We start from the raw sequence: 26,351 nt of genomic DNA on the forward strand, positions 1-26,351 counted from the left end.
CGTCGTGAGGGAGCGGGCCGTGGCGGCCCTGCGGGTGACGGTCGCGGTCACGGGCCGCGATACGGCGGAGATCACCTGGTCACCCGCCGGGGACGCCCGCGTCAAGTTCGAATACACGCGAATCTTCCTGGTGCCCTTGGGTACCGACGCAACGCGGCGGTACCTGGAACTCGTGGACGGCCGCCGCACCGCGGCCGTGCTGCGCCTGCCCGTCCTCCCCGACGGTGACTACGCCATCGAGGTCGACGCCTACGGCAGCGCCAGCTGGGGCGACGGCAGGCTCGACGGTCGCGGACGCAGCGCCGCCTTCACCCTCGGTGATCGGGGCTGAGCCGCGTTCCGGCCGCGGCGCCGCCTGTCGGGCGCGCCGCATAAGGTTGCGCCATGACGATCAACCCGTTCTTCGAGCGCAGCCCGCTTCCGTACGAACTCCCCGTCTTCGCGGAGATCGCCGACGAGCACTACCTGCCCGCGTTCGAACGGGGAATGTCCGAGCAGCTGGCCGAGGTCGCGGCCATCACCGCCACCGGTGCGGAACCGACCTTCGTGAATACGATCGAGGCCCTGGAACGCTCGGGTGCCCTGCTGACCCGCGTGTCGAATGTGTTCTTCAATATCGCCTCCGCCGACTCCACCGAACGGATCGAGGCCATCGAGGCGGACATCTCGCCGCGGCTGGCGGCGCACCGGGACGCCATCCACCTGGACCCGGCCCTGTTCGCCCGCGTCGAAGCGCTGTACGAGCGGCGCGACGAACTCGATCTGGACGCCGAACAGGCACGGCTGCTGGAGCAGTACCACATTCGATTCGTTCGCGCGGGCGCCCGGCTGGATGCGGCGGGCCAGGCCAGGCTTCGTGAAATCAATGCCGAACTCGCTGCGGCGGCAACGGAATTCGGACAGCGAAACCTGGCGGCCGCCAATGCCGCTACGCTGATCCTCGACAGCGAGACACAACTGTCCGGGCTCGCGCCCACGGCCGTCGCCGCCGCGGCCGAACTCGCCGAATCGCTCGGGCACCAGGGCAAGTGGGCATTGAGCCTGCAGAATGTCTCCAATCAGCCGGTGCTGGCGCAACTGGCCGACCGGGAGGTGCGGCAGCGCGTCATGGCCGCCTCGCTGGGGCGCGGCTTCGATGGCAATGGTGACAACGCCGCGCTCGCGGCGCGCATGGCCGCGCTGCGGGCCGAGCGGGCGACGCTGCTCGGCTACCGCGACCACGCCGCCTACGCGGTCGCCGACCAGACCGCGAAAACCGTCGCGGCGGTGGAGGATATGCTCACCCGCCTGGTCCCGCCCGCGGTCGCCAATGCCGAGCGTGAGGCCGACGAACTCACCGCAGCCATGCGGGCGGAAGTCGGTGCCGACGCCGAACTGCGCTCCTGGGATTGGCAGTTCTGGTCGGAAAAGGTACGCGCCGAACGCTTCTCGGTGGATGCCGAGGCGCTGCGCTCGTACTTCGAACTGGAACGCGTGCTCTTCGACGGCGTGTTCTTCGCCGCCGAACAGGTCTACGGCATCACCCTGCGGGAGCGGAAGGATCTGGTCGGCTACCACCCCGAGGTCCGGGTCTTCGAGGTCTTCGATGCCGATGGCGCACCGCTGGGGCTGTTCCTCGGCGACTTCTTCACCCGCCCGTCCAAACGCGGCGGCGCGTGGATGAACGAACTGGTCGGCCAGTCGGCGCTGCTGGGACAGCGGCCGGTGGTGGTCAACAATCTCAATATCGTGAAGCCGCCGGAGTCGGAACCGGCCCTGCTCACCTGGGACAATGTCCGCACCCTCTTCCACGAGTTCGGGCACGCGCTGCACGGGCTGTTCTCGAACGTGCGCTATCCGTTCTTCGCCGGCACCGAGGTGCCGCGCGATTTCGTCGAGTTCCCGTCGCAGGTGAACGAGATGTGGATGTCGCATCCGGCGGTGCTGCCCCACTACGCCAGACATGTCGAGACCGGCGCGCCGATGCCCGCCGAGCTGGTCGAGCGGATGGCCGCCGCCGAACGCTTCGGCGAGGGCTTCCGCACCGTCGAGTACCTGGCCGCCGCGCTGCTGGACTGGGCCTGGCACCGTATCGCCGCCGCCGACGCCCCGACCGATGCCGAGGCATTCGAGCAGGAGGCGCTGCGCACGGCCGGTATCGCGCTCGCCGCCATTCCGCCGCGCTACCGCACCGGTTATTTCGCCCACATCTTCGCCGGGGGCTATGCGGCGGGCTACTACTCCTACGTCTGGAGCGAGGTGCTCGACGCCGACACCGTGGAATGGTTCGCCGACGGTGCCGCCCCGATCCGGGACAAGGGCGCGACCTTCCGCCGGGAACTGCTCTCGCGCGGCGGCTCGGTCGATCCGCTCACCGCCTTCGCGGCCTTCCGCGGCCGCGCGCCCGAGGTCGAACCACTGCTGGTCCGACGCGGCCTGACCGCCTGAGCCGCCCACGCGCGGGTTCATATCGGGCGGGTATCGCCGGTATAGTCGCCGCGGATGAGTTGTTCCACCGCTGTTGCCGTGTCGAAGTCACCGGACCGCCGCTCTAGGCCGGTCATGTGGCTCCTCCCGCTGCTGTGCGCGGCCCTGGCCGCATTGTGCCTGACGGCCTCGGTCTGGCCGTTCAAGGAGATCAGCGGCGGCTTCATCGACCTCCAGGTGTACCGGCTGGGCATCGATACGCTGCGGCGCGGCGGTGACCTGTACGGGCAGTTGCCGCAGACCACCATCGGCATCGGGCTGCCGTTCATCTATCCGCCCTTCGCCGCGCTGGTGCTCATGCCGTTCGCGCTGGTGCCCTGGCCGGTGGCGGCCGTGGCCTTCTTCGTGACCTCGGTGGCCGCGCTGGCGGTCACGCTCTACGTGGTCGGCCGGCGGATCTGGCCGGGCGCGGAGCGCCGTCGGCTCGCCGTCTTCGTCACCGCGTGCGCGACCCCGCTGGCGCTGCTGCTGGAACCGGCCCGCTCGACGCTGGACTTCGGCCAGGTCAACCTGCTGCTGATGGCGCTGGTGGCGGCCGACTGCCTGGTGGAGAAGCCGCGTTGGCGGCGCGGCGTGCTGATCGGCGTCGCCGCCGCGGTCAAATTGACCCCGGCCGCCTTCGTGCTCTACTTCCTCATCCGCCGCGATTACCGCGCCGCCGTCACCGCCGCGGTCACGGGGGCCGCCGCGACCGCGGTCACCTTCCTGGTGCTGCCCCGGAGTTCGATCGACTACTGGTTCGGCGGGCTGGGCAATGCCTCCGGGCTCAGCGGGTCGGCGTTCCATACCAATCAGTCGATCCAGGCGGTGCTGACCCGGCTCTCGGTGCACAAACCGCTGTCCACCATCCTGTGGTTGGCGATCGCGGCGGCGCTGCTGGTGCTGGTGGTGGTGGCCATGCGCCGGGCCGTGGGCTTCCCGCCGCTGCTGCTGGCCGTCAACGCGGTGTTCACGCTGCTGGTCTCGCCGATCTCGTGGTCGCACCATTGGATCTGGATCGCCCCGGCCCTGCTCGCCATGGTCGGATACGCGACGCGACTGCCGTGGCGGCAGGGGATCGGCTGGTACGCGGCGGCCGCCGTCACGGCCGCGATCTACGTGATCGGTCCGCAGAACTGGCTGCCGGACGGAGAGCACCGCGAGACGACCTGGACGCCCTGGCAGCACTTCATCGGCAATACCTACATCTGGTGGAGCCTGCTGCTGGTGACGCTGTTCCTGGTGGCCACCCGGCGGCGGTCGCTGCCCGCCGCCGTCACCGCACCCGAGCTGACGCCCGCCCGGTAGCGGACGCTACTGGCGATAGGTCGCCAGGAAGCGGCCGATGCGCTCGATGATCGCCTCCAGATCGTCGGCGTACGGCAGGGTGACGATCCGGAAGTGGTCCGGCCGCGGCCAGTTGAAGCCGGTGCCCTGCACGATGTGGATCTTCTCCTGGAGCAGCAGGTCCAGGATGAACTGCTCGTCGCTGTGGATCGGGTACATGTTCAGGTCGATGCGGGGGAAGGCGTAGAGCGCGCCCTTGGGCTTGACGCAGGAGATGCCCGGAATGGCATTGAGCGCCTCCCAGGCGCGTTCGCTCTGCTCGCGGAGCCGCCCGCCCGGGAGGGTGAGGTCGTGGATGCTCTGATGACCGCCCAGGGCGGCCTGAATCGCCTGCTGCGCGGGCACATTCGCGCACAGGCGCAATCCGGCGAGCATGGTCAGGCCCTCGAGGTAGTTCTCGGCGTGCTGGGTGGGGCCGGTGACCACCAGCCAGCCGGAGCGGAAGCCCGCGCAGCGGTACGCCTTGGACAGGCCGGAGAAGGTCAGGCACAGCAGATCCGGGGCCAGGGTGGCGGTGGCGGTGTGCGGGGATTCGTCGTAGCGGATCTTGTCGTAGATCTCGTCGGAGAACACCACCAGGCTGTGGCGGCGCGCGACCTCCAGGATCTGGCGCAGCACCTCGTCGGAGTACACCGCGCCGGTCGGGTTGTTCGGATTGATGATGACGATGGCGCGGGTGCGGTCGGTGATCTTGGATTCGATATCGGCGACATCCGGGAACCAGTCCGAGGATTCGTCGCACACATAATGCACGGGACGGCCGCCGTTGAGCGTGGTGGCCGCCGTCCAGAGCGGGAAGTCCGGTGCGGGAACGAGGACTTCGTCGCCGTTCTCCAGCAGCGCCGTCATCGCCATCATGATCAGTTCGGAGACGCCGTTGCCCAGGAAGACGTCCTCGACGTCCACATCGGGCAGACCGAGCGTCTGGTAGTACTGCACCACCGCCCGGCGCGCGCTGAGCAGGCCCTTCGAGGTGCAGTAGCCGCTGGAGCCGGGCAGGTTGCGCACGATGTCCTGAAGGATCTCGGCGGGCGCCTCGAAGCCGAACGGTAGTGGGTTGCCTGTGTTGAGCTTCACCACATGATGACCCTCGGCCTCCAGCCGCGCGGCGTGTTCGGCCACCGGGCCACGGATCTCGTAGGAGACACCCGCCAGCTTGCTGGACTGCTTGACCTGCATGAACAACCCCTTTTCGATCCGGTTGCCGCACACTCTACTTGGAAAATCAAAGTTTGCGCTTGGAATTTCCAAGTGACACGTTACAGTGGGCTCGTGCCACGCCGAAGCTACGACCACTATTGCGCCGTCAGCCGGGCCCTCGATCTCGTCGGGGACCGCTGGAGTCTGCTGGTGGTGCGCGAATTGTGTTCCGGGCCGCGCCGTTACAGCGATCTGTTCGCCGATCTACCCGGCATCAGCACCGATATGCTCGCCGCCCGGCTCAAGGATCTGGAACGCGAGGGCATCCTGACGCGCGGGCGGGCCGGAACGCGGGCCGCGACGGTCGTGTACGAACTCACGCCCGCGGGACTCGCGCTGCGGCCCGTGCTGGACGCGCTCTCCGCCTGGGGAACGCCACTGCTCGGCGAGCGCCGCGCCACCGACGCCGTGCGCGCCCACTGGTTCGCGCTACCGCTGGGACGCGCTGTGGCCCAACTGGTTCCGGACGGCACCGTCACCGTGCGCATCGGCGATACGGTGTTGCACTACACGGTCACCGACAGCGGGATCGCCCATTTCGACGGTCCCGCCGTCGACCCCGACCTCGAACTCCAACTCGATCTGCCCGCCGCCATCGCGGTGGCGACGGGCGCTCGGTCCCTCACCGAGGCGGCGAAATCGCTTGCACCGGAACGGTGAACGACGCGGTTCTCACCACGCCGCGCCGATGAATCCGCCGATGACGGCACCGACGAAGCAGCCGACGATCGCGCCGACCAGGAAGAACCAGATACCGATCAGCACGCCGATGACGCAGCCGATCGCGATGCCCGCGAAGATGTGGCCGGGTCCGCCGGCCTCGTTCACGAAGGGCAGGTCCTGCGAAGTGACCGCGGCCGGTGTGGGTCCGCCCACCGGGGCGAGCGTCAACTCGGTGTCACTGTGCAGGGTCGGCGTGACGGCGAGGTTCGCGCCGGCCTCCGTGCGCAGGCTGGTCGGAATCGCGCCGACCACCGCGCCATTGTCCGCCACCACCTGCACGGCGTCCGGAGTGAGCACGAATTTGCCGGAGGCGAGGGTGACCAAGGCATTCGAATGGTCCGCGGCCAGGGTCGCGGTGTAGCCGACCGAGCCGTCCACTCCGCTGACGCTGAGGCCCGCCTGACCGTGTGCCGTTGCCATGCTGATTCCGGTGGCCGCTACGGCGAGTATCGCCGTCGCCACCAACTTCTTGATAAACATGATCTCTTCCATCCGTTCGGGATTTCCTTTGACGTTCCCCCGACGAACGGCACTGGACGGTATGAAAATCATGCGCTTGCGGTACGTTTGCTGTCCAGAGGGGTGTGCGGTCCGCCGAAAGCGTCTTCGGGTCGGATTCGTGCCACCCCATCAGTTCACCCGCGCGGACCGGCTGGTGCGGACGCGACGGAGCCGACGTGGCCGGGCGCGGTGTCCGGCCTCGTCGGCTCCGAATGGCTGAGCGTGGAGTTATCAGCCGATCAGGCGGCAGGCGCCCGTGCCGTCCGCCTCACCCTCGCGCGGCGGGATGCCGGCGATGGTGCAGTACGCTCCGGCGGGCATGGGGGTGATCTTGATGTCGGGGCCGCTGATGCAGTTCACGAACGCCGGGTAGCCCTGGATCGCGAACTGGACCTTCTGGTACTCACCATTGCCGGTCTCGTGGCAGACCTGGGTGGCCTGCGCGTCGAAGTCGGCGGGGTTACCAGCGCTGGCGGTGCCGCCGCCGAAGGCGGTCAGCGCGGCCGCGGCGACGCCCATCAGTGCCGCAGTCCGGACGTTGATCATATGAATCTCCTTGCTGTGGGGATGCTTTGGTTCCAATTCCCGACCTCGGGATACCGTACGGGTCGACCCCCGTCCCGGCCAAGAACTCCAGCTACTCATCGGGAAGAATTAGGGGCTGGGTCCCCGCGCCTCGGCGTTGTCGTGATCACGGACGCGCCACCGGTGCCGCGGCGGTCTCGTCGCGGCACCGGCCCGCGGCACGAGAACCCATGACTCGAGCGCCGGGCGTCGAGGCCGGGCCGCCGCACCCTTGTCGATCGACGGCTCCGTGGGTAGCGGTCGCGTTCACGAAAGTCCGTCCCAGGTCGAGTGACTCGTGTCTCTTTCGTAGGAACGCCCGAATAGCCGAGTTCTTGCTACGGTTTCCGCTCGTCGCCCCGAAATGCTGCCGGATTCACGGGCGGCGATAAGTTTCGCGCGGCAGCGGAAAGGAAGGCCGCCATGCTCGTACCGGTTCCTGCCTGGTCGAGCCCGGAGAATCGGCGGCGACCAGCGGAGGACGAGGAATTCCTGCGAATCGTTTCCGAACCGCTTCCATTGCGTCGAATGCGGAGATCACCGCGAATTCCCCTGGCTCCCGCGCAGGAGCGTATGTGGCATGCCGCGCAGGCCGGACTTTCGGGTGACTGGAATATTGCTCGCGCCTTTCGAATTCGTGGACAGGCGGTGAATGTTTCCGCCCTGACCGCCGCCCTCGAGGATGTGGTGCGGCGGCATACGCCGCTGCGCACCTGCTACCCGCCCGCCCTGGACGGTCCGATCCAGGTGGTGGTGGACGCCGACTTCGCCCGCCTCGACGTCCGGGTGGTGGACACCTTCACCGGCCGCCTCGCCGGGCAACTCGCCGAGTTCAGCTCCTCCGCGTTCGATCTCGCGACCGAACTGCCCATCCGGGCGCGAGTCTTCCGCCTCGGACAGCGGGACGTGGTGCTCGCCCTGGTGATTCACCACATCTCCGTGGATGGCGCCTCCATCGGCCCGCTCATGCGCGACCTGGTGACCGCGTATCTGGCGCGGGCCGCCGGGCACGCGCCCGACTGGCCCTCGCTGCCCATCGACTATGTCGACTACACCCTGTGGAAGCACGAGTGCCTCGGCGACTTCGACGATCCCTACAGCCGTGCCAGTGCCCAGCTGCGGTACTGGGCGATCAATCTGGCGGGCCGCCCCACACCGCTGGAATTCCCCTACGACAGACCGCGACCGGCGCGCCCCGACACCACCGGCGACACCGTCGCCGTGCACTTCGACGCCGACCTGCACCGCGATCTGCTCGCCCGCGCCCGCGCGTGCGGCTCCAGTCTTTTCCTGCTGTTGCAGACCGCGTTCGCGCTGAGTGTCGCGGCATTCGCGAACTCTCGCGACGTCACGGTGGCCACCTCGGTGTCCGGCCGCGACGACCCGCTGCTGGCGGATCTGGTCGGCAACCTCGCCGATGACGTGCTCATGCGGATTCGCCTGCACCGCACCGCCGATCTGGTCGAACTCCTCGACCAGGTGCGCCGGGTCGGTTTGGCCGCCTTCGCCCACCCCGACACCCCCAACCCCCGGCTCCAGCGCTGCTTGCCGCAGGATCCATCCCACCCGCTCTTCCAGGCCACACTCATCCTGCAGCGCGCCGACGCCGCCCCGGCCGCGGTCGGGGCGGCGGGCGAGCTGTCCGTGACGGAGTTGCCCACCGGCGTGATCCGGGCCAAACACGATCTGGAGTTCGGTCTCACCGAGCATTACGACCAGACGGGCGCTGCCGCCGGGATCGACGGCCCCTTCCGCTACCCGATGGCCCGCTTCGACCGCGAGACCGCCGAACGCTTCGTCGAGAAGTTCACCGCCACCGTAGTTCTCATCGCCTCCGGCTACGACGGCCCGATCGAGCCGCTGCTGTCCAGCACATCGCGCCGCCGCCCGCGCCGCCCGCAGCGGTGCCGATCCCCGCGAGAAAATTCGTAGTCCGCACTAATCTGGACTCGGCTGCCGCCATGGGTCGAGATGAGGGCGTGTTGTGATCTGTCCGCATTGCAGTGCGAATCTGCTGCGCCGAGAGCGGGGTGATCGGCGGTGTTCGACGTGCGGACGGTCCTTCGCCCTGGAACCCAAGGAGAGTCCGCTCGGGCTGCACGATCTGCGCCTGCGCAGACTGGTCGACCGGCTCCGGGACGAACGGGAGCTGCGCTACACGGCGGCGCAGCTGTGGTACGCGGCCTCCCGGACGAAACTGCCCGACGGACTCGGGCTGTTCCGCGGTGTGCGGCTGGCGGTCTGCGCCACCGTCGTGGGATTCGGCCTCCTGGTCTGGTTGGGCGGTGCGTCGGGGTTCGCGGCGATCGTGATCACCGCCGTGCTGGTGGTGCTGGCCGTACTCGGCATGCGGCGGGTGCGACCCTGGTTCGCCGAGCGTGCCGTGATCCGAATGCCGGTGCCCTACGACAGCTTTCGTGCCGACATCATCGGTGCGTGGGCGCACACCTACGGTGCCGCGCCCCCGGGCGTGGTGGACGAGAACACGATTCGGCCCCCGGTGGTGGACGATCCCCGGTACGCGGTGCTGTGTCAGGACCGCAGCGTGCTCGCCTGCCTGACCGCCAATGACGTGGCCGGGACCTGGTCGATGCTGGTGACCGAACGGATGGATCTGCTGCCCGCCGACATTCCGGTATTCCTCCTGCACGATGCCAGCGTGCGCGGTGTCACCTTCGCCGTAGACGCGCGGGCGGCGCTGGGCAGCCGCGCCGTCACGGTGGGCCTGCTGCCGCATACCGTCGCGATGAGCCGATCGGCCCTGCGACTGCGGGAACCGTGGCACGGCGACGTCGATCTGGACCGGTTGCGGCACGAGGGCCTGCCGGAGTCGGGGATCGAGTGGCTGGCCGAGGGCTGGTGGGCGCCGATCGCCGCCGTACCACCCGCCAAACTGCTCTCCGCACTGGGGCGGGCGATCGAGCGGGTGGACGCCGCGGGCGATCCGGACCACGACCGCGCCCGTCGGATCGGGTTCCTCTCATGGCCGACCGGATGAGCCGGGCGCTGCTCGACCGGCTGCTGCCCGGGGCGGTCGAACGGGCGGGCGCGCCGGGCGGGCTGCGGTTCACCGAACGCCAGCTGTACCACGAACTCTGCCGGGCGGCGTGGCCGCGGCTGCCGCGCCGGCCGCTGTTCACGGTGCCGACCGTGGTGCCCTATCCGGCCTTTCGGTCCGCGCTGCGGCGCTACGGCGAGATCCCCGGGCTGCTCACCCGCACTCCGTCGCACGCCCGGCCCGCCGGTCGGCACACCACCGAACCCGATCTCTTCGACTACGGACTGCCACGCCTGCTGATCGCCGAATCCGACGCCGTCGCCCAGATGCTGCGCGCCAACGGCGTGCCCATGGAATCCGCCTGTCCGGTGCTGAGCGCGGCCGAGCTGCCGCTCGACACGCGCGTCGTCGACATGCTCGCACTGGCGTCGGGGACCATTTATCTGCTGCACGACGCGAGCCCGGCGGGGCTCACCTTTCCGGCGCGGTTCACCGCCGGGACCGAGGTGCCGCCGGGCGTCCGGGTGGTGCCCCTGGGCCTGCGGCCGCGCCAGGCCGGTGCGCTGCATCTGGCGCACCACACCGGGTTCAAGCCGGATATGCCTGTGCCGCACTTGGATTCGTGGGAGCGGGCCTGGCTGCGCCGCGGCCGAGCCGTGGACGTGGAGTCGGTGCGACCGGCGGCGCTGCTGCGCACCGTGCACCGCCTCGTACGGGCCGTGCGCCCGCCCCGATCGGCCCTGACGGAGCTGCGCACCGCGCGGTCCGCGGGCTTTCTGACCTGGCCCGCCACCTGAGGCCGCCCGCGCGTAGGAGATATCAGCCGTGCCGCAGCGACAGACCACCTACACCGACGAACTGCTCGCCGACGCGACCGTGCACCGGCGCTACTCGGACGGACGCGAGGAATGGCGTACCCGGGGTCCGCACGGGCTGGTGCACTGGCGCGACGACCGCGGCGATTCGGGAACCGATGAGCCCCTGGGCCGTTCGATCGTCAAACGCACCCACCGCGACGGGCGGGTGCGCTACGGACGCGAGGGCGGCTACGGCCGAACCCGATGGAGCGACGGGGAACTCACCGTCAACCGATCCTCCTTCGGCGGCCGGGTCGGCGCGCTGCTGGCGGCGGTGACCGGCGGCGCGCTGCTCGGCGCCGTGGCCGTGCCGCCGCAGACGTTGACCGCGCCGCAGGAGGAAGAGCTGCGGCGGCAGGCGGAGCAGAGCGGATCGGCGGACTTCGGCGGCGGGGACGCGGGCGACTACGGCTACTGGGGTGGCGATGCGGACGATGACGACGATTTCGGCTGAGGGATAACCGATGTCACGCTGGTGCGCGGTGCTGACCCCGGACGATCCGGGCGGTCAGCTGCGGGCGATGGGCGCCGACCCGGTGGCGGTGGGCGGCCGATATGCGCTGGGACTGCTGGCGGGTCCCGGCGTCGCGGGGTTCTTCACCGCGGGTGAACTGACCGCGGTCGGCGAGGTGACGCTGTTCCACGCGGACCGCTTGCGTGCCCGGCTCGGGGCGGACGCGCCGCCCCCGGACCGCCCGGACGGCGAACTGCTGCTGCACGCCTACCGCCGCTTCGGCCTCGACGGCATCGCCGCGGCGGACGGCATGTTCGCCCTCGCCGTCGCCGACGGCCCGGATCTGGTGCTGATCCGCGACCACGTCGGCACCCGCACCCTCTTCCACGCGCGGGCCGGGACCGCCTGGGCGGCAACCACTTCCCTGCGCGCCCTGCAGCGGTGGCCGCGACTGCGCACCGGGCTGCATCTGCCCGCGGTGCGCACCTTCCTCACCTTCGCCTACCTGCCCGGGCGGGAGACCCTGCTGCGCGGCGTCGAGGAAGTGCTGCCGGGCCGCTGTGTGCGACTGCGCGCCGACGGCTCCACCACCGAGGAGATCTACTGGGAGCCAGCGGAGATCGACGATCCGCGCGCCGAGGCGGAGCACGCGCTCACCCTGCGCGTGCTGCTGGAGGCGGCGGTGTCCACGCGTCTGCCCGCCGCGGCACCGGTCGGCGTGCTGCTCTCCGGTGGCATCGACAGCAGCCTGGTCACGGCGCTCACCGCGAGCATCCACGACCGGGCCGTGCACTCCTACTCCATCAGCTTCGGCCCGGACGCGCCCGACGAACTCGCCTACTCGGGACTCGTCGCCGCGCACTGCCGCACTCGGCACCGGGTGCTCACCGTGCCGGGAACGGCGGTCGCCGCGCGGCTGGCGGAGACGGTCGCGCTGCTGGACTGCCCGGTCGGCGACCCGCTGACCGTTCCCAATCTGATGCTCGCCGAGGCCGCCGCCGCGGACGGTATCCGGGTGCTGCTCAATGGCGAGGGCGGTGACCCGGTCTTCGGCGGCCCGAAGAATCTGCCGATGCTGATCTTCGAACTCGCCCGCGACGATCCGGACCCGGAGGCCAGGGCGCTGGCCTACCTGCACAGCTACCGCAAATGCCACGGTGATCTGCCGGTCCTGCTCACCCCCGAGGTGCTCGCCGACCTCGCCGCCGCCCCACCGCCGACCCGGCTTGTCGCGCCCTATCTCCGCCCAGGCCGGATGAGCAGCCTGCTCAATCAGCTGTTGCACGCCAACCTGCGCACCAAGGGTGCGCACCACATTCTCACCAAGGTCGAACGGCTCACCGCGGCCCGTGGTGTGGAGGGCCGCGCACCGCTGTTCGACCGTGCCGTCATCGACTACGCCTTCCGGGTGCCGCCCCGCTGCAAACTGGCGGGGACGCGGGAGAAGTGGATCCTCAAACAGGCCGTGCGCGATCTGCTGCCGTCGACCATCGTCGACCGGCCCAAGAGCGGAATGCGGGTACCGGTGCAGCAGTGGCTGTCCGGCCCGCTGCGCGAACTCGGCCACGACCTGTTGCTCGGCGAATCCGCGCGCGCCCGGGGCCTGTTCCGCGAGGACACCGTGCGGGCCTGGCTGCGCGGTGACGGCATGCTGCTGCCGCGCCAGGGCGGCAAGCTGTGGTTGGTGCTGTCGCTGGAACTGTGGCTGCGCTCCTTCGGAGTCGGACCCTGACACCGGCGACAGACGAACCACCGCAGCAGTTTCGAGGAGCATCATGACCGAACCACGCCTGAAGCGCGACGCCGACGCGGAGAACGAGATCCACGACCTGTCCGACTTCGTGGACGCGGGCCGCAATGTCGTCACACCGGTGGCGCAGTTCCCGCCGGAGGTCGCACTCGCGGTGGTGGAGGCGTTCGCGCGCATCGTCCGCGATGCCGCCGCCAGCGGCATCGCCACCAGTCCGGACGCCGACGGCATCGTGCGCGCCCAGACCTTCGAGGAGGGTGAGGTCTATCTGATCGAGACCCCCTTCGACGGGTTCTTCGCCGACCGGTACCTGATGGACTTCTACGATGCCGAGGAACGCGGCATCTGCTCACGTATGCACCTGCACACCGGACTGCGCTTCGTCCGCATGATGACCGGCCCCGACACCCATATCCGGGTCGGCAGCCTGTCCCCCTTCACGGTCACCCAGATTCCGGGCGTGACCCCCTTCGCACCGGCCGAATTCACCGACACGCTGCCGAACACCCCGACGGACGTCCACCGCACCCGCTACAACCTGGTCGTCCCGCCCTGCTCCTTCGTCGATATGCAGATCCCGCGCGGCGTCAGCCACCAGTTCAACGCCATCGGCCCGCACGCCGTCATCGACTCGGTGCACCCCGAGGAGTCCATCGAGGTGTTCCGGGAACGGATGTCCGGCCCCAAGATGATGGCCCAAACCGTCTTCCTCGCCGACGAACTGCCCCCGGCCGCCACCTGTACGAGCCTGTCGTAGCGGACGGTCGGCAACCGGCGGGCGTCGGTAAGGTGGAATCCGTGTCCGACACCGGGGAACTCGCGTTCGCGCTGGCCCGGATCGCCCTGCGGTCCGGACGTACCATCGCGGTCGCGGAATCACTGACCTGCGGGAAGATCAGCGCCGCCCTCGGCGCCGCACCGGATTCGGCGCAGTGGCTGCGCGGTGGACTGGTGGCCTACAGCACGGAGGTCAAGCGCAAGGTACTCGGCGTGCCCGATGTGCCGGTGGTGTCGGAGACCGCGGCACTGGCCATGGCCGCCGGGGTGCGCTCGCTGCTGGACGCCGATCTCGCGGTGGCGGTGACCGGGGTGGGCGGTCCCGATGCGCAGGACGGCGAGCCCGCCGGATCGGTGTGGCTGGCGGTCGACTCGGGGTACGGCTCCCGGGCGCGGCACCGGCAGTTCGACGGCCCGCCGGAGGATGTGCTGGCGCGGACGGTGGAGGCCGCGCTGCGCATGCTGGTGGAGGCGTTCGACCCGCTCGGCTAGCGGGGCTGCTCGCGCGCGCGGCGGCGCTTGCGGTGACTGGTGTCGCACAGCGGATAGAGCGCCGAACGGCGACACAGGCACAACGCCACCACACAGCGGTCCGACCGGATGGTGCGTCCGTCGGCCGTGACGAGTTCCACCGGCCCCTCCACCAGGGCCGGTCCGTCGGCGGTGTAGGTGATCCGCCGCCGGTCACTGTCGGGGTCGGTCGGCACGGATCACCACCAACTCCTCATGTCGCTGGGTGGGATGGATGAGACCCGCGCGGGCCAGCCGGTCGGCTTGGCGGCGCAGCACCGGACCGAACGGAATGGTGGCGCGGGCGACCACGGCGGCTTTCAGGCCGCCCTCGCGCAGGTGCGTCAGGGTGCGGTCGGTGCCGCAGAGGCTCGAATGGACGAGCAGCAGCATCCCGGTGCGCGACAGCACGCGGGGCGCGAGTCCGCACACCGCGTCGACCGCGTCCCGGCCGTCCGATCCGGCGGCCCAGTTGCGCGCGGCGCCGCGGGCCGGACCGTCCGAAGCCGCCGGAACATAGGGCGGATTGGCCAGGACCACATCGAAACGCCTGTCGTGCAGCATTTTTCCGAAATCTCCACGCAGCAGCTCGATTTCGATGCCCCGCATGCGGCAGTTCAGCCACGCCGAGGCCAGCGCGGCGCGGGAGATGTCCACCGCGGTCAGCGCCGCGGGACGGATCCGGGACGCGGCATGGATGGCCAGCGCACCGGTGCCGGTGCACATGTCCAGCACCCGGCCGTGCGGTGCGATGGCGGCATCGGCCAGAGCGCGAGCGAGCAGCCGGGTATCGGCCTGGGGGCGGTAGACGCCCGGTGCGCGAATCAACATCACGAATACCGGATAACCAGGAACCGGCGAGCTAATCGACCGCGGCGGCCTCCCACAGCGACGAACGGCCCTGCCGCCAGCAGGCGAGCACCTGGTCGGCGAACCGCTGTTCGAGCAGGTCGGTGGCCTGGATGCCGAAGACCACCGATTCGCGCAGCCCGGGTTCCCGCAGCAGCAGATCGCCGATCACATCGCGGCGCATGAGCTGCTCGTGCACCGCGTCCGCCTCCACGTGCTCGCGATAGAACCGCACGCAGGCGGGATGCGCGTCCAGGCGGGTCAGCGCCGCCACCATGTGCTGCGAGGCCGGTGGGGAGGTGATCTCCACGGCGGCGAAATGACCGATGCCCGCACCGCGCAGGCCGCGGTGCAACCCGAACAGCGACATCATGTCGACCAGGGCGAGCATGGGCGTGGCCGCGACCTCCAGGTAGTGCAGATAGCCGGGATGCAACTGCGCGCCCGCCAGCAGATCGGCGTACAGCTCGGCGTGCACCCGGTCGCCTCGTCCACCGCCGAACTCGTCGAACTCCACGGCCACCAGGGCGGCCTTGGACCAGCCGCGCAGGCGCGGGATCAGCCAGGCGTACGGGTCGGCCTCCTGGTGATGCAGTACCGATCGGTGCACGAAATACTCGCGCAGCTGCCACATCTCGCCCTGATCGCGCAGGAACCCGCTCGGACCGCCCGCCTCGGCGGGGACCGCGAGCAGCCGGTCGAGTTCGCCGTCCAGATCGTCGCCGCCCGGGGTGTCGGCGCGCAGGGCGGCCAGGAACGCCTGCTCCAGACCGGCGCGCAAGCGCAGCAGTTCCGGATCCCATTCCCAGGCCGCATCCACCCCCGCCAGCCCCTGATAGTGCAGTTCGTAGCAGGTGTGCAGGGCCAGGTGCAGGTCGCGGCCGTAGGGATCGGCCGATGCGAGGCTCGGGGTGGGCACCGGTGTCCCCGGCGGTCGGCGCAGCGCCTCGACCACCGCCGCGGACAGTTCTCCGCAGGGCGCGGGCAGTGCCGTGACCGGTGCGCTCGTCGCCGGCATCTCAGGCCGCGCGTTCCTCGCCGAGTGCCTGGTGCCGCAGCTTCGCCAGGGTTTTGCTCAGAATGCGGGACACCTGCATCTGCGACACCCGCAGCTGGGCGGCGATCTGGGATTGGGTCATGTGCTGGTAGAAGCGCATGGTCAGGATCCGGCGCTCGCGTTCGGGCAGGGCCGCGATGAGCGGGCGCACCGCCATGGCGTCCTCCAGGAGGCGATAGCAGGGCTCCTCGGTGCCCAGCGTGTCCACCGTCCGGGGCGCGGGGTTGTCGTCTTCGGTGTGGGTCGCGGCGTCCAGGGAGTCGGCCTTGTAGGCCGTGCGGGCGATCAGCGCCTGGGTCACCTCGGTGAGGTCGACGCCCAGTTCGGCGGCGATCTCGCGAGCGGTGGGCTGGCGGCGCAGCCGCTGCGTGAGACGGTCCACGGCCGGACCGATATTCCGCTGAATCTCCTTGGTACGCCGGGGAACCCGCAGCGCCCAGGTGTGGTCGCGGAAGTGGCGGCGCACCTCGCCCATGATTGTGGGCACCGCGAAGGACAGGAATCCGCTGCCCCGGCTCACATCGAAGCGATCCACGGCCAGCACCAAGCCCAGGGTGGCGATCTGATGCAGGTCCTCGAATTCCTCGCCGCGTCCGGCGAAGCGGCGCGCGATGTGCTCGGCCAGCGGCAGGCACAGGTGCATGATCTGCTCGCGGATCTCGGCGCGGTGCGGATCATCAGGGGCCAGCGCGGCCAGCTTCTCGAACCACGGCTCGATATTGTCGTAACTGTCAGTGCCTGCCCTCAGCGGATGGTCGGTTCGGGTCTCTGCGGTCGGCATCGGCTGCTCCTCGCACTCCTCGGAAATCCGATGTCTTTCGGATACCCCGACTCTCGTTATCGAAACGTGATCGGCGACCGGGATCCCCGTAACGGCTGTCGTGGCGAGGCGCGTGCGAATCACTGCTATACACGGGGGCATGTCCGAAGGACCTGAGCCGCGAGCGGCGTTCGACGCGCTCGTCGCCGCCGCCGACGCGCCGATCGTCATCGTGACCGCGGCCGTCGACGACGAGCGGGCGGGCTGTGTGGTGGGGTTCGCCACGCAGGTCGCCATCGAACCCCCGCGCTTCCTGGTGTGCGTCTCCCAGGCCAATCACACCTACGGTGTCGCGCGGCGGGCCAACCATCTCGGAGTTCATCTGGTGGATCGCGAGAACATCGCCCTCGCGCAGTTGTTCGGCGCCGAAACCGGGGACGAGATGGACAAATTCAGCTGGTGCCGGTGGCATGTGGGGCCGCACGGCGCACCCCTGCTCGAGGAGGCCGCCGCCTGGTTCGTCGGCACGGTGGTGGCGCGCCACGACTTCGGCGATCACGAGGGGGTGGTGCTGGCCCCGGAGTACGGGGCGGGACCCGGCGCGCCGGTGACCGCGCTGCGCTACCACGACGTCGCCGATCTCGAACCGGGACATCCCAGCTGAGAAAGCCTGTGGCGCAAGGGAGGTCACTCCATGCCGTGCGCCTGCGCCACCAGATCGAAGAACACCCACACCCCGCCCCGGTCGTAGGATTCCGGAGCTTCCGAGCCGCCCAGGAACGGGTACGGCGTGGCGATGTACACCTCGTCGGGCGCCAGCGCGCCCAGGCGGGCCCGAATCGCCGAAACATGGTGCGGCTGTAGCACATACGTCACCACGTCCGGATCGAACAGGACTCGGTCCACGAAATCGGCGATCTCGGCGAACGGGCCGTAGACCTTGACCCCCGGACTGTAGGGATCGAGCAACCCGTACTCGCCGGTCCGGGTGCTCATGAGGAAGGCATGTCCCAGATCCGAGTACCCCACCACCGTGTCGAACCGTGGGTAGTGCGGCGCCCACGCGGGCATCACCCGGTCGAAGCGGACGGGGTCGAGCAATCGGAAGGGCACGCTGGTCACCGCGCCCATCCAACCAGAGCGGCCGTCAGTCTCCGGCGGGCGGGCCGTGGCGGCGCAGCGCGCGCGGCAGGGCGACCGCCACCGCCGCCGTGACCAGCGTGCCACCCGCCCCCGCGACCACGAGCGTGGTGCGGGGATCGGTGGCATCGAGCAGCAGGCCGCCGCCGACATACGACAGCGCGGCGGCGATTCCGATGGCGCCGTACAGATTTCCGAACACCCGGCCGAGCATGCCGTCGGGCACCAGCCGCTGGATCAGGGTGCTGGATGCCACGTCCATGCCAGCGATACCGAGGCCCCGCACCGCCTGCACGGTGAACGCGGCGGCCACCGACCAGGCCAGTCCGGTGAGCAGATTCCCGGCGCTGCTGACCAGGAAACCGCCGATGAGCAGCGCGGTCATCGACATACGGGTGCTCAGGCGGCCGATCAGCGCGTAACCGATCAGCAGTCCGATGCCCACCGCGCCCAGCAGCAGGCCCACCGCGGCGTCGCCGGAACCCAGGGTCTGCGTGGCCAGCAGCACCAGGGCCACATCGTCCACGCCGTTGCACGCCACCACCGCGCAGAAGCCGAGTGCCACGATCCGCACCACCGGGGTGCGCAGGATGTAGCGCAGGCCCGTCCGGGCGTCGGTCAGCAGCGAACCCGGGTTCCCGTCCGCCGGGGTCGGCGGCATCGGCCGGGTGGCGAGCAGGACCAGCGCCGACAGCAGGAACGAGGCCGCGTCGACCAGCAGCACACCCCGGATGCCGAGGAAGGGCAGCAGGGCGGCGGCGAGCAGCGGGCCGAACGCCTCGGCGGCATTGGCCCCGAATCCGATGGTGGAGTTCGCGGTCGCCAGATCCTTGTCCGCCACCATGGCGGGCACCGCGGACCGGGAGGCGGGCTGGAAGATGTTCGACGCGACGGACCGCGCCGCCACCAGCGCCAGCAGCAGCGGCAGCGGCGGCAGGGACAGCGCGATCAGCAGGACCAGCACGCCCTGCGCCACCTCGCAGCCGATCATGAGGCGGCGGCGGTCGAAGCGGTCGCTGAGCGCACCGGTCAGCGGACTCAGCAGGGAGGGCACGAAATCGCCGACGAGCAGCAGCAGCGCCACCGCCAACCCCTGCCCGGTGGTGTGCGCGACGTGCAGCATGAGCGCGACCAGGCTCATGGAGTCGCCCGCATAGGACACCACCCGCGCCGTGAACAGCGCGCCGAGCGGGCGGTTGGTGCGCAGCAGTCGCAGCGCGCGGCCGCGCTGCGCGGTCGGCGCGGGGGTCGGCATGCGGATGGGCCTCCACCGGATCGGATCTCTCGCCACGGCGGGCACGCCCCGGCAGCGCCCCATGGTGCCCCGGGGGTCGAATCTCACGCAATCGATTTCCGGATTCGGCGGTGCGCGCCTGCGCAACAACCGCGCACCGGTCGGATACCCTGCGAGCCGATTCGAAGATCTGGCCACGATTGACCCGGGTTCACCGAAAGGCGGGGCACGATGAGCGGATTCGACACTTCACGCCTGATGGCCGGCACCGCGTGCGCGGCAGCCTGTCTGGCACTACCGGCGGTCATCGCCCCGCACGCGCAGGCGGCGGTCTCACCGACACTGTCGGTGACGATGGGAGGTTCCGCGCTCGGCGCGGCCAGACTAGCGGCGGTCGGCTGCCCGCAGACAGCGACGGCCCGGGTGACCATGCCCGACGGCAGCCCGGTCACCGGCGGCTTCGTCGACTTCTTCAGCCGCCTCCCCGGCGTGGCCGGCAATACCGTCGGCACCGCCCCGGTACACGACGGCACCGCCAGCATCCCGTGGGTTCCCGATATCGAAGGCCAGCACATCGTCAGCGGCGTCTACTACGGCGGCCCGGCCGGCGTGCGCACCACAGCGGGCTACACCACCATCACCACGGTCGATACCGGCGGCGTCTGCGCCTGACGGATCCCGATACCAGCAACGCGACGCGGGGCCGCACCCGCGGCGCGTTGCGTCCGGCCACCCGAATCGGGGGCATGTCCGCGACGGGGCACGAATCTAGGGTGAAGGTTCGGTCGGGGACCAGGACGAAGGGAAGATATGCGGGCACGAACATTCTGCGGCGCGGTGGTCACCGCGGCCGCCTTGGCCGTCACCGGTACCGGCGTCGCGAACGCGCAACCCACTGATCACGTGAACCCCACCGACTACCTGATCGGCGACACCGTCTACTTCACCGCTGCCGGAGCCAACTGCTCCATCCGTGCCAACGGCGATGTCGGTTGTGACATTCCGGCTGGAATCGCCAAGTGGCTGAACGTTATTCCGGTGCGCGACCTGGTGATCGACGTACCCTTCCTACCCGCGCACCCGACATTCGGCGCGTTCGGACCACAGGGACGCGCCGACAGCCGAAGCCTGCCGGGCGGACCGATCGGCTACGGCTCGACGATCAGCTACGCCGGAGCCTCCTGCCACGGGGGCGGGCGCGGCGGTCTGAGCTGCCAGTCGAAGGGCCACAGTTTCTCCTTCGGATGGTCGGGCACCCAAACCAGCTGACTGCGGGGAGCCCCACGGCACGGTCCCCGCGAACCGGGTCGCGCCGCCGCCGCTCGTATCACGGCTAGGTTGACGGTCGTGCCCTTCACTCTCGCGCACCCGGCCGCCGTCCTACCGCTGCGGCGGTACGCGGCGGTGCCGGCCCTGGTGGCCGGCGCGCTCGCTCCCGACGTTCCCTACTATCTGCCCTGGCCCGGGGACATTCCGCGAACGCATACGCCGGTCGGGCTGCTCGGCTGGGATCTGTTCTTCGGGCTGGCGCTGCTGGCGGTCCTCCGGGTGGTCGCGGTCCCACTGCTGGCGCTGTCGCCGCTGGGGTGGCGGCGGCGAATCACCCTGCCACGCTGGAAGATCCGATCGGTTGGCGGCGCGGTGGCGGTCGTGCTCGCGGTGTGGCTCGGTGCGGCGACGCATCTGGTCTGGGATGCCTTCACCCAGACCGGCGGTCCGGCGGTCCAGCGGTGGGAGTGGTTGCGGGTCGCCGTCGCGGAACCGCATCGGCTCTACAACGTCCTCGGCTACCTCTCGTCGGTGGGCGGCATGGTGGTGCTGAGTCTGGCGGCGGTGCGCTGGTATCGGAGGACCCCGCCCGGCCGGGCGGCGGTACGGGGTGTGCCGCCGCGCGCAGTGCCGCTGATCGTCTCCGCACTCGCGGCGGCGACGGCAGCGGGCGCGGGCTTCGCACTGATGGATCCGGTAGCCCGCGTCAGCGACTACGACCTCGTGCGGCTGGCCCTCCTCGGCGGGGTGCGCGGCTGCGCGCTGGGCGTCCTGGCCTATGCGCTCGGCTGGTGGCTCGTGGTGAGCGGCCGGCCCGACCAGGCCCGATCCCCGCGGACCGGGCCTTAGTCGCATCCGGGTGACGGCGGAAATCACTGCGCCCCGATAACTTTCGCCCCGGCAACTGGGGTCTGAGACTGCGGGTCGTCGATCGCTAGCGTCCTTTCTCGAGTCCTGATGGGTCGGGGAGTGGAGAGGCTGGCGTGCGTCGAGCGTTGATCAGTGCCGTGGTGGCGGCGGTGGCGGCGGGAATGCTGTTCGTGGGGTTCGAACCGCCCGTGGCCGGGGGTGAGCCTGCTGGGGTGAAGCACTGTGCCGTGAGCAGTGGGCGGGAGCCGCAGACCGCCACCCCCGAGGAGGTCGGGCTGGACGCGCGAAGACTGCGAGAGGCGCTGGACTTCGCGAACGATCCGACCCGCTTCACCTTCCGGGTGTACCGCAACAACTGTCTGGTCCTCGAGCGCGAAAGCCATGCGGGCGCGGGCCGGATGGCGTGGAATCTGTGGAGCAGCACCAAGAGCGTGGTGTCCATGGTGACCGGAATCGCGGTCGGCGACGGAAAATTGAATGTCGACGACCCCATCGACCGCTATCTGCCCCCGGGGCTGGGTGATGCCGCGCACCGCGCCATCACCGTGCGCAATCTGCTCACCGAGTCCTCGGGTATGCAGGTGGCGGTGGCCTCGGAGGGCATCACCGGGCTGGCGCAGATCGATCCCAATGTGGTGGCCCAGGCGCTGGGCATGCCGATCGTGCACGAACAGGGCACCGCATGGCAGTACAGTCAGCGCGCCGTGGATCTCATCGTCTACGTCGTCCAGCAGGCGGTCGGGGAGGACTTCCAGGCGTATGCGCAGCGAAAGCTGTTCGATCCCTTGGGAATCCCAGCCGATGACTATCACTGGGCGCGTGACCGCAGCGGAAACACCTACGGTTACGCCCATCTGGTGCTACCGCCCGACGACTTCGTCAAACTCGGTCTGCTCCTGGTCAATCGCGGCAATTGGGATGGGCGGCAACTGATTCCGGCCGACTACCTGGAACAGGCGAGCAGTTCCGCCGCCACCCATCCCTGCTACGGCTTCCTGTTCACCATCAACGGCCCGAGCTGTGACGGCGCCTTCCCCGGCCTGCCGAAGGACGCCATCCAGATGTCGGGCATGATGCGCCAGGACAATTTCATCGTGCCGAGCCTCGGACTGCTGGTCAGCTGGACCGGCGTCACGGTACCGGGCGGATCGGTGAGCTTCCCGCACGATGTGCTGCGCGCGGTATCCCAGGCGTTTCTGTCCCCGGAACTCCCGGATCCGGGTCCGTACGCGCCGAAACCGGATATCAGCCTCACCGATCCGATGATCACCAACCCGGACGCGACCCTGGCCGCGCTCGGCCTGGGCCCGATGACCTATCCGGGTTGCGGCCCGCTGAACTGCCTGGGCAAACCGCTGTCCCCGCCGTTCGCCGACTGGCCCGCGGGCTGCTTCGTCCTGGGCTGTGTCGGCCCCGTCCCGGGCATTCGGTAGGGCCGCATCAGAACCTCAGATGAACCGAGGCGATATGCCAGAAGGTCCGATCGTGGACGGTCTCGAAATCCCAACTCTCGGCGAGCGCGTGCGTGGTGGCGACGATGCCCGGGACATCGAAGTCCTCCCGGGTGGCGGTGCCTTTGGCTTCCAGGGCGGCGATGACGTAGGCGGTGGCGCTTTCCATCGTGTGTGGCATGCGAACTCCAATCATCGTTGAATGGTGTGCGGCCGTGGTAACCGGCCGCAGTGACCGGTTACGTCCTGGCGTCGGAAAGTACGTCCTCGTATCGGTATTCGGTCGGGATGGCGGTGCCGGCGGCGTGCGCCTGCTCCTCCCGCTGGCGCAACTCCACGCGCCGGATCTTGCCGGAGATCGTCTTGGGTAGTTCGGTGAACTCCAAGCGTCGCACACGCAGGTAGGGCGCGAGGTGATCGCGGGCGTATTCCATTATGACGCGCGCCGTTTCACGAGACGGCTCCCACCCCGCCGCGAGCGTCACATACGCCTTGGGAACGCTCAGGCGGGTGTCGTCGGGCTGCGGCACCACCGCGGCCTCCACCACGGCCGGATGCTCGATGAGCACGCTCTCCAGTTCGAACGGTGACACCTTGTAGTCGGAGGACTTGAACACGTCGTCGGTGCGGCCGACATAGGTGATGTAGCCGTCGGCGTCCCGGCTCGCCACATCCCCGGTGTGGTAGTAGCCGTCGGCCATGACGGCGGCATTGCGTTCGGGATCACCCAGGTAGCCCGTCATGAGATTGACCGGCGCGGCACTCAGATCCAGGCAGATCTCGCCCTCGTCACCGGACTCACCGCTGATCGGATCGACCAGCGCCACCGGCACTCCCGGCGCGGGGCGGCCCATCGAACCGGCCTTGACCGGCTGCCCCGGCGTATTGCCCACCTGTAAGGTGGTCTCGGTCTGGCCGAAACCGTCCCGGATGGTCAGCCCCCACGCCTTCTCCACCTGCGCGATGACATCCGGGTTGAGCGGTTCGCCCGCGCCGAGGATTTCGCGCAACCCGGTCGGGCGCTCACCCAGATCGGCCTGAATCAGCATGCGCCACACTGTCGGCGGGGCGCAGAAGGTGTTCACCTCGGCGCGGCGCAACTGTGCGAGCAGTGCCGCCGCGTCGAACCGGCCGTAGTTGTAGACGAAGACCGTCGCCTCGGCGATCCACGGGGTGAAGAAGCAACTCCAGGCGTGCTTGGCCCAGCCCGGCGCGCTGATGGCCAGATGTACGTCGCCGGGCCGCACACCGATCCAGTACATGGTGGACAGATGGCCCACCGGATAGCTGATCTGTGAATGCTGCACCATCTTCGGCTTGCTGGTGGTGCCGGAGGTGAAGTACACCAGCAGCGGATCCTCGACCGTGGTGACGGCCGCGAACGGGCCCGCCGACGGGTAGGTCGACGATTCCGCGTAGCCGTGCCAGCCGGGGATCTGCCCGCCCACCACGATGCGCCGGTAGTCACCCGCGACCTCGGCGAACTTCGGGGCGTCGGCCGCATTGGCGATCACGAAACGCACCGCGCCCCGCTCGATCCGGTCGGCGAGGTCGGCGGGTCCCAGCGCCGCCGTGGTCGGCATGACGACCGCGCCCAGTTTGGCGATGGCCAGCATGGCCTCCCACAACTCGACCTGATTGCCGAGCATGAGCAGGACCCGGTCGCCCTTGCCCACGCCCAGCGCCGACAGCCAGGTGGCCACCTGATCGGAGCGGTTCGCCATCTCGTCGAAGGTGACGCGCTGTTCGCGGCCGTCCTCCTCCACGATCCAGAGGGCGGGGCGGTCGTTGCCGCGCGCGATCACATCGAACCAGTCCGTGGCCCAGTTGAACGTTCCGGTCAGCCGCGGCCACGCGAAATCGCGCACGGCGGCGTCGTAATCGGTCGCGGCGGCGACCAGTTGGTCCCGGGCGGCGCGGTAGGTATCGGTATTCGCGGTCATCGGTCCTCCTCGGACAGGCCGAGCAGGCGCGCGGCGACCTCGCGCATCTCGACCTTGCGGATCTTGCCGGTGACGGTCATGGGGAACTCGTCGACGACGTGGACGTAACGGGGGATCTTGAAGTGCGCCAGGCGGCCGGTGCAGAACTCGCGCAGCGCCTGCGGGGTCAACACCGGCGCGTCCTCGCGCAGCCGCACCCAGGCCATGAGCTCTTCGCCGTACTTGGCGTCGGGCACCCCGATCACCTGGGCGTCGAGGATATCCGGATGGGTGTAGAGGAACTCCTCGATCTCGCGCGGGTAGATGTTCTCCCCGCCGCGGATCACCATGTCCTTGATCCGGCCGGTGATGGCGACATAACCCTCGTCGTCCATGGTGGCCAGATCGCCGGTGTGCATCCAGCGTGCGGAATCGATGGCGTCGGCGGTCTTCTCGGCATCGTTCCAGTAGCCGAGCATGACCGAGTAGCCGCGGGTGCACAGCTCGCCAGGTTCGCCGCGCGGCACCGTCAGCCCCGTCACCGGATCCACGATCTTGATCTCGATATGCGGTCCCGCGCGGCCCACGGTGGCGGTGCGCTGCACCAGGCTGTCGTCGCGGCGGGTCTGCGTGGAGACCGGGGAGGTCTCGGTCATGCCGTAGCAGATCGACACCTCGCGCATGCCCATGCGCTCGATGACCTGCTTCATCACCTCCACCGGGCACGGCGACCCGGCCATGATGCCGGTGCGCAGCGAGGACAGGTCGTAGGAGTCGAAATCCGGCTCGGCCAGTTCGGCGATGAACATGGTCGGCACCCCGTAGAGCGAGGTGCAGCGTTCGGCCGCCACCGCCTCCAGGGTGGCCTTCGGATCGAAGGCCGGGGCCGGGATGACCATGGTGGCGCCGTGGCTGGTGGCCGCCAGATTGCCCATGACCATGCCGAAGCAATGATAAAAGGGCACCGGAATGCAGATCCGGTCCTGCTCGGTGTAGCCGCACAGCTCGCCCACGAAATATCCGTTGTTGAGGATATTGTGGTGGCTCAGCGTCGCGCCCTTGGGGAAACCCGTTGTGCCCGAGGTGTACTGGATATTGATGGGGTCGTCGGGGGATAGGGCGGCCTGTGCCCGCGTCAGCTCGCTCGGATCGGCGGCGCGTCCGGCCTCGAACAGTCCCCGCCAGTCGCCGGAATCCAGCAGGATCACCCGGTCGAGGTCGGGGCAGTCGGCCCGCACCTCGTCGATCATGGCCGCGTAGTCCGAGGTCTTGAACGCCGGGGCCGCGATCAGCGCGCGAATTCCCGCCTGCCGCAGCACGTAGCGCAGCTCGTGCGAACGATACGCCGGATTGATGTTCACCAGGATGGCGCCGATCTTGGCCGTCGCGTACTGCGTCAGCGTCCACTGCGGGCAGTTCGGCGACCAGACGCCCACCCGGTCGCCCTTCCCGATCCCCGCCGCCAGCAGACCCAGCGCCAGCGCGTCGACCTCGGCGACGAACTCCCGGTAGGTCCAGCGCTCGCCGGTACCGTAGTCGACCAGCGCCTCACGGTGCGGATGCGCGGCGGCCGTGCGGTCGAGATTGTCGCCGATGGTGTCGCCGAGCAGCGGCGCATCCCAGACGCCGAAGGTATAGCTCACCGGCCGGAGCCGGTCCATGCTCTTGCTCAC

The 26,351-nt window shown here is 69.5% G+C and carries 28 protein-coding genes; 16 read left to right on the top strand and 12 right to left on the bottom strand.

Annotated elements, in window-relative coordinates:
- Positions 1–4 precede the first annotated feature (4 nt).
- The 3 genes from QJS31_RS05600 to QJS31_RS05610 all read left to right on the top strand — a co-directional run bounded on the left by QJS31_RS05600 (position 5) and on the right by QJS31_RS05610 (position 3,753).
- The gene (locus QJS31_RS05600; RefSeq protein ID WP_306356083.1) at positions 5–331 is read left to right on the top strand and encodes a hypothetical protein; all 327 of its coding nucleotides are present in this window, start codon (positions 5–7) and stop codon (positions 329–331) included.
- Positions 332–384: 53 nt separating this feature from the next.
- Positions 385–2,427 carry a M3 family metallopeptidase gene (locus tag QJS31_RS05605; RefSeq protein WP_282779205.1) on the top strand — a complete coding sequence of 681 codons (2,043 nt, stop codon included), beginning with the start codon at positions 385–387 and terminating at the stop codon, positions 2,425–2,427.
- A gap of 114 nt (positions 2,428–2,541) precedes the next feature.
- Positions 2,542–3,753: a glycosyltransferase 87 family protein gene (locus QJS31_RS05610; RefSeq protein WP_306356084.1), complete on the top strand. Its 1,212-nt coding sequence runs from the start codon at positions 2,542–2,544 to the stop codon at positions 3,751–3,753.
- Between the two features lie 6 nt (positions 3,754–3,759).
- Here QJS31_RS05610 and QJS31_RS05615 read toward each other — a convergent pair whose 3' ends face one another.
- Positions 3,760–4,971, bottom strand: a complete 1,212-nt coding sequence (locus QJS31_RS05615; protein ID WP_306356085.1) for a pyridoxal phosphate-dependent aminotransferase — start codon at positions 4,969–4,971, stop codon at positions 3,760–3,762.
- Positions 4,972–5,064: 93 nt separating this feature from the next.
- Here QJS31_RS05615 and QJS31_RS05620 point away from each other — a divergent pair, with 93 nt between their 5' ends.
- Positions 5,065–5,652 (top strand): helix-turn-helix domain-containing protein, encoded by a 588-nt coding sequence (locus QJS31_RS05620; RefSeq protein WP_282779199.1) that lies wholly within the window; start codon positions 5,065–5,067, stop codon positions 5,650–5,652.
- A 12-nt stretch (positions 5,653–5,664) separates the two neighbouring features.
- Here the strand turns inward: QJS31_RS05620 and QJS31_RS05625 are convergent, their stop codons facing one another.
- On the bottom strand, positions 5,665–6,195 hold the full coding sequence (locus QJS31_RS05625) for a hypothetical protein (protein WP_282779197.1): 531 nt from the start codon (positions 6,193–6,195) through the stop codon (positions 5,665–5,667).
- Between the two features lie 252 nt (positions 6,196–6,447).
- Positions 6,448–6,762 carry a hypothetical protein gene (locus tag QJS31_RS05630; protein ID WP_306356086.1) on the bottom strand — a complete coding sequence of 105 codons (315 nt, stop codon included), beginning with the start codon at positions 6,760–6,762 and terminating at the stop codon, positions 6,448–6,450.
- A gap of 546 nt (positions 6,763–7,308) precedes the next feature.
- Between QJS31_RS05630 and QJS31_RS05635 the strand changes: the two genes are divergently transcribed.
- Genes QJS31_RS05635 through QJS31_RS05665 form a run of 7 tightly spaced genes read left to right on the top strand, consistent with a single transcriptional unit; the run spans position 7,309 to position 14,108 of the window.
- Entirely contained in the window at positions 7,309–8,712 is a 1,404-nt protein-coding gene (locus QJS31_RS05635) for a condensation domain-containing protein (RefSeq protein WP_282779194.1), read from the top strand.
- Positions 8,713–8,764: 52 nt separating this feature from the next.
- Positions 8,765–9,778: a hypothetical protein gene (locus QJS31_RS05640; RefSeq protein ID WP_282779192.1), complete on the top strand. Its 1,014-nt coding sequence runs from the start codon at positions 8,765–8,767 to the stop codon at positions 9,776–9,778.
- Positions 9,763–10,575 carry a hypothetical protein gene (locus QJS31_RS05645; RefSeq protein ID WP_306356087.1) on the top strand — a complete coding sequence of 271 codons (813 nt, stop codon included), beginning with the start codon at positions 9,763–9,765 and terminating at the stop codon, positions 10,573–10,575. The genes QJS31_RS05640 and QJS31_RS05645 overlap by 16 nt, the downstream gene beginning before the upstream one ends.
- Positions 10,576–10,603: 28 nt before the next feature.
- Positions 10,604–11,089 carry a hypothetical protein gene (locus QJS31_RS05650; protein ID WP_306356088.1) on the top strand — a complete coding sequence of 162 codons (486 nt, stop codon included), beginning with the start codon at positions 10,604–10,606 and terminating at the stop codon, positions 11,087–11,089.
- A gap of 10 nt (positions 11,090–11,099) precedes the next feature.
- Positions 11,100–12,821 carry an asparagine synthetase B gene (locus QJS31_RS05655; RefSeq protein WP_282779188.1) on the top strand — a complete coding sequence of 574 codons (1,722 nt, stop codon included), beginning with the start codon at positions 11,100–11,102 and terminating at the stop codon, positions 12,819–12,821.
- A gap of 43 nt (positions 12,822–12,864) precedes the next feature.
- The gene (locus QJS31_RS05660; RefSeq protein ID WP_282779186.1) at positions 12,865–13,596 is read left to right on the top strand and encodes a hypothetical protein; all 732 of its coding nucleotides are present in this window, start codon (positions 12,865–12,867) and stop codon (positions 13,594–13,596) included.
- A gap of 41 nt (positions 13,597–13,637) precedes the next feature.
- On the top strand, positions 13,638–14,108 hold the full coding sequence (locus QJS31_RS05665; protein WP_282779185.1) for a CinA family protein: 471 nt from the start codon (positions 13,638–13,640) through the stop codon (positions 14,106–14,108).
- Here QJS31_RS05665 and QJS31_RS05670 read toward each other — a convergent pair.
- From QJS31_RS05670 to QJS31_RS05685, 4 genes are read right to left on the bottom strand one after another with little or no spacing between them, the layout of a single operon-like run.
- On the bottom strand, positions 14,105–14,323 hold the full coding sequence (locus tag QJS31_RS05670) for a CDGSH iron-sulfur domain-containing protein (RefSeq protein WP_143979936.1): 219 nt from the start codon (positions 14,321–14,323) through the stop codon (positions 14,105–14,107). The genes QJS31_RS05665 and QJS31_RS05670 overlap by 4 nt on opposite strands.
- A complete protein-coding gene (locus QJS31_RS05675) occupies positions 14,301–14,957 on the bottom strand; it encodes a HemK2/MTQ2 family protein methyltransferase (RefSeq protein WP_282779182.1) in 657 nt (218 codons plus the stop codon). The genes QJS31_RS05670 and QJS31_RS05675 overlap by 23 nt, the downstream gene beginning before the upstream one ends.
- A gap of 31 nt (positions 14,958–14,988) precedes the next feature.
- A complete protein-coding gene (locus tag QJS31_RS05680; protein ID WP_282779180.1) occupies positions 14,989–15,993 on the bottom strand; it encodes an iron-containing redox enzyme family protein in 1,005 nt (334 codons plus the stop codon).
- Position 15,994: 1 nt separating this feature from the next.
- Positions 15,995–16,813 (bottom strand): RNA polymerase sigma factor SigF, encoded by an 819-nt coding sequence (locus tag QJS31_RS05685; protein ID WP_282779178.1) that lies wholly within the window; start codon positions 16,811–16,813, stop codon positions 15,995–15,997.
- 139 nt (positions 16,814–16,952) lie between these two features.
- Here QJS31_RS05685 and QJS31_RS05690 point away from each other — a divergent pair, with 139 nt between their 5' ends.
- Positions 16,953–17,456 (top strand): flavin reductase family protein, encoded by a 504-nt coding sequence (locus QJS31_RS05690; protein ID WP_306356089.1) that lies wholly within the window; start codon positions 16,953–16,955, stop codon positions 17,454–17,456.
- Between the two features lie 23 nt (positions 17,457–17,479).
- Here QJS31_RS05690 and QJS31_RS05695 read toward each other — a convergent pair whose 3' ends face one another.
- Together QJS31_RS05695 and QJS31_RS05700 are read right to left on the bottom strand one after the other, a co-directional pair.
- Positions 17,480–17,914 carry a T6SS immunity protein Tdi1 domain-containing protein gene (locus tag QJS31_RS05695; protein WP_157533845.1) on the bottom strand — a complete coding sequence of 145 codons (435 nt, stop codon included), beginning with the start codon at positions 17,912–17,914 and terminating at the stop codon, positions 17,480–17,482.
- Positions 17,915–17,939: 25 nt separating this feature from the next.
- Entirely contained in the window at positions 17,940–19,187 is a 1,248-nt protein-coding gene (locus QJS31_RS05700) for an MFS transporter (RefSeq protein ID WP_306356090.1), read from the bottom strand.
- Positions 19,188–19,397: 210 nt separating this feature from the next.
- Between QJS31_RS05700 and QJS31_RS05705 the strand changes: the two genes are divergently transcribed.
- From QJS31_RS05705 to QJS31_RS05720, 4 genes are all read left to right on the top strand, one after another.
- The gene (locus tag QJS31_RS05705) at positions 19,398–19,838 is read left to right on the top strand and encodes a hypothetical protein (protein ID WP_306356091.1); all 441 of its coding nucleotides are present in this window, start codon (positions 19,398–19,400) and stop codon (positions 19,836–19,838) included.
- 138 nt (positions 19,839–19,976) lie between these two features.
- Entirely contained in the window at positions 19,977–20,435 is a 459-nt protein-coding gene (locus tag QJS31_RS05710) for a hypothetical protein (protein ID WP_282783562.1), read from the top strand.
- A 78-nt stretch (positions 20,436–20,513) separates the two neighbouring features.
- Positions 20,514–21,284 (top strand): DUF4184 family protein, encoded by a 771-nt coding sequence (locus QJS31_RS05715; protein WP_282783560.1) that lies wholly within the window; start codon positions 20,514–20,516, stop codon positions 21,282–21,284.
- A gap of 134 nt (positions 21,285–21,418) precedes the next feature.
- On the top strand, positions 21,419–22,738 hold the full coding sequence (locus QJS31_RS05720; protein ID WP_306356092.1) for a serine hydrolase: 1,320 nt from the start codon (positions 21,419–21,421) through the stop codon (positions 22,736–22,738).
- Positions 22,739–22,745: 7 nt separating this feature from the next.
- Here QJS31_RS05720 and QJS31_RS05725 read toward each other — a convergent pair whose 3' ends face one another.
- From QJS31_RS05725 to QJS31_RS05735, 3 genes are read right to left on the bottom strand one after another with little or no spacing between them, the layout of a single operon-like run.
- A complete protein-coding gene (locus QJS31_RS05725) occupies positions 22,746–22,937 on the bottom strand; it encodes a hypothetical protein (protein WP_029932022.1) in 192 nt (63 codons plus the stop codon).
- 58 nt (positions 22,938–22,995) lie between these two features.
- A complete protein-coding gene (locus QJS31_RS05730; protein ID WP_306356093.1) occupies positions 22,996–24,699 on the bottom strand; it encodes an AMP-binding protein in 1,704 nt (567 codons plus the stop codon).
- Positions 24,696–26,339: an AMP-binding protein gene (locus QJS31_RS05735; protein ID WP_306356123.1), complete on the bottom strand. Its 1,644-nt coding sequence runs from the start codon at positions 26,337–26,339 to the stop codon at positions 24,696–24,698. The genes QJS31_RS05730 and QJS31_RS05735 overlap by 4 nt, the downstream gene beginning before the upstream one ends.
- Positions 26,340–26,351: the final 12 nt, after the last annotated feature.

It is taken from the genome of Nocardia sp. CC213A (genome assembly GCF_030766805.1).
Lineage (GTDB): Bacteria > Actinomycetota > Actinomycetes > Mycobacteriales > Mycobacteriaceae > Nocardia > Nocardia otitidiscaviarum.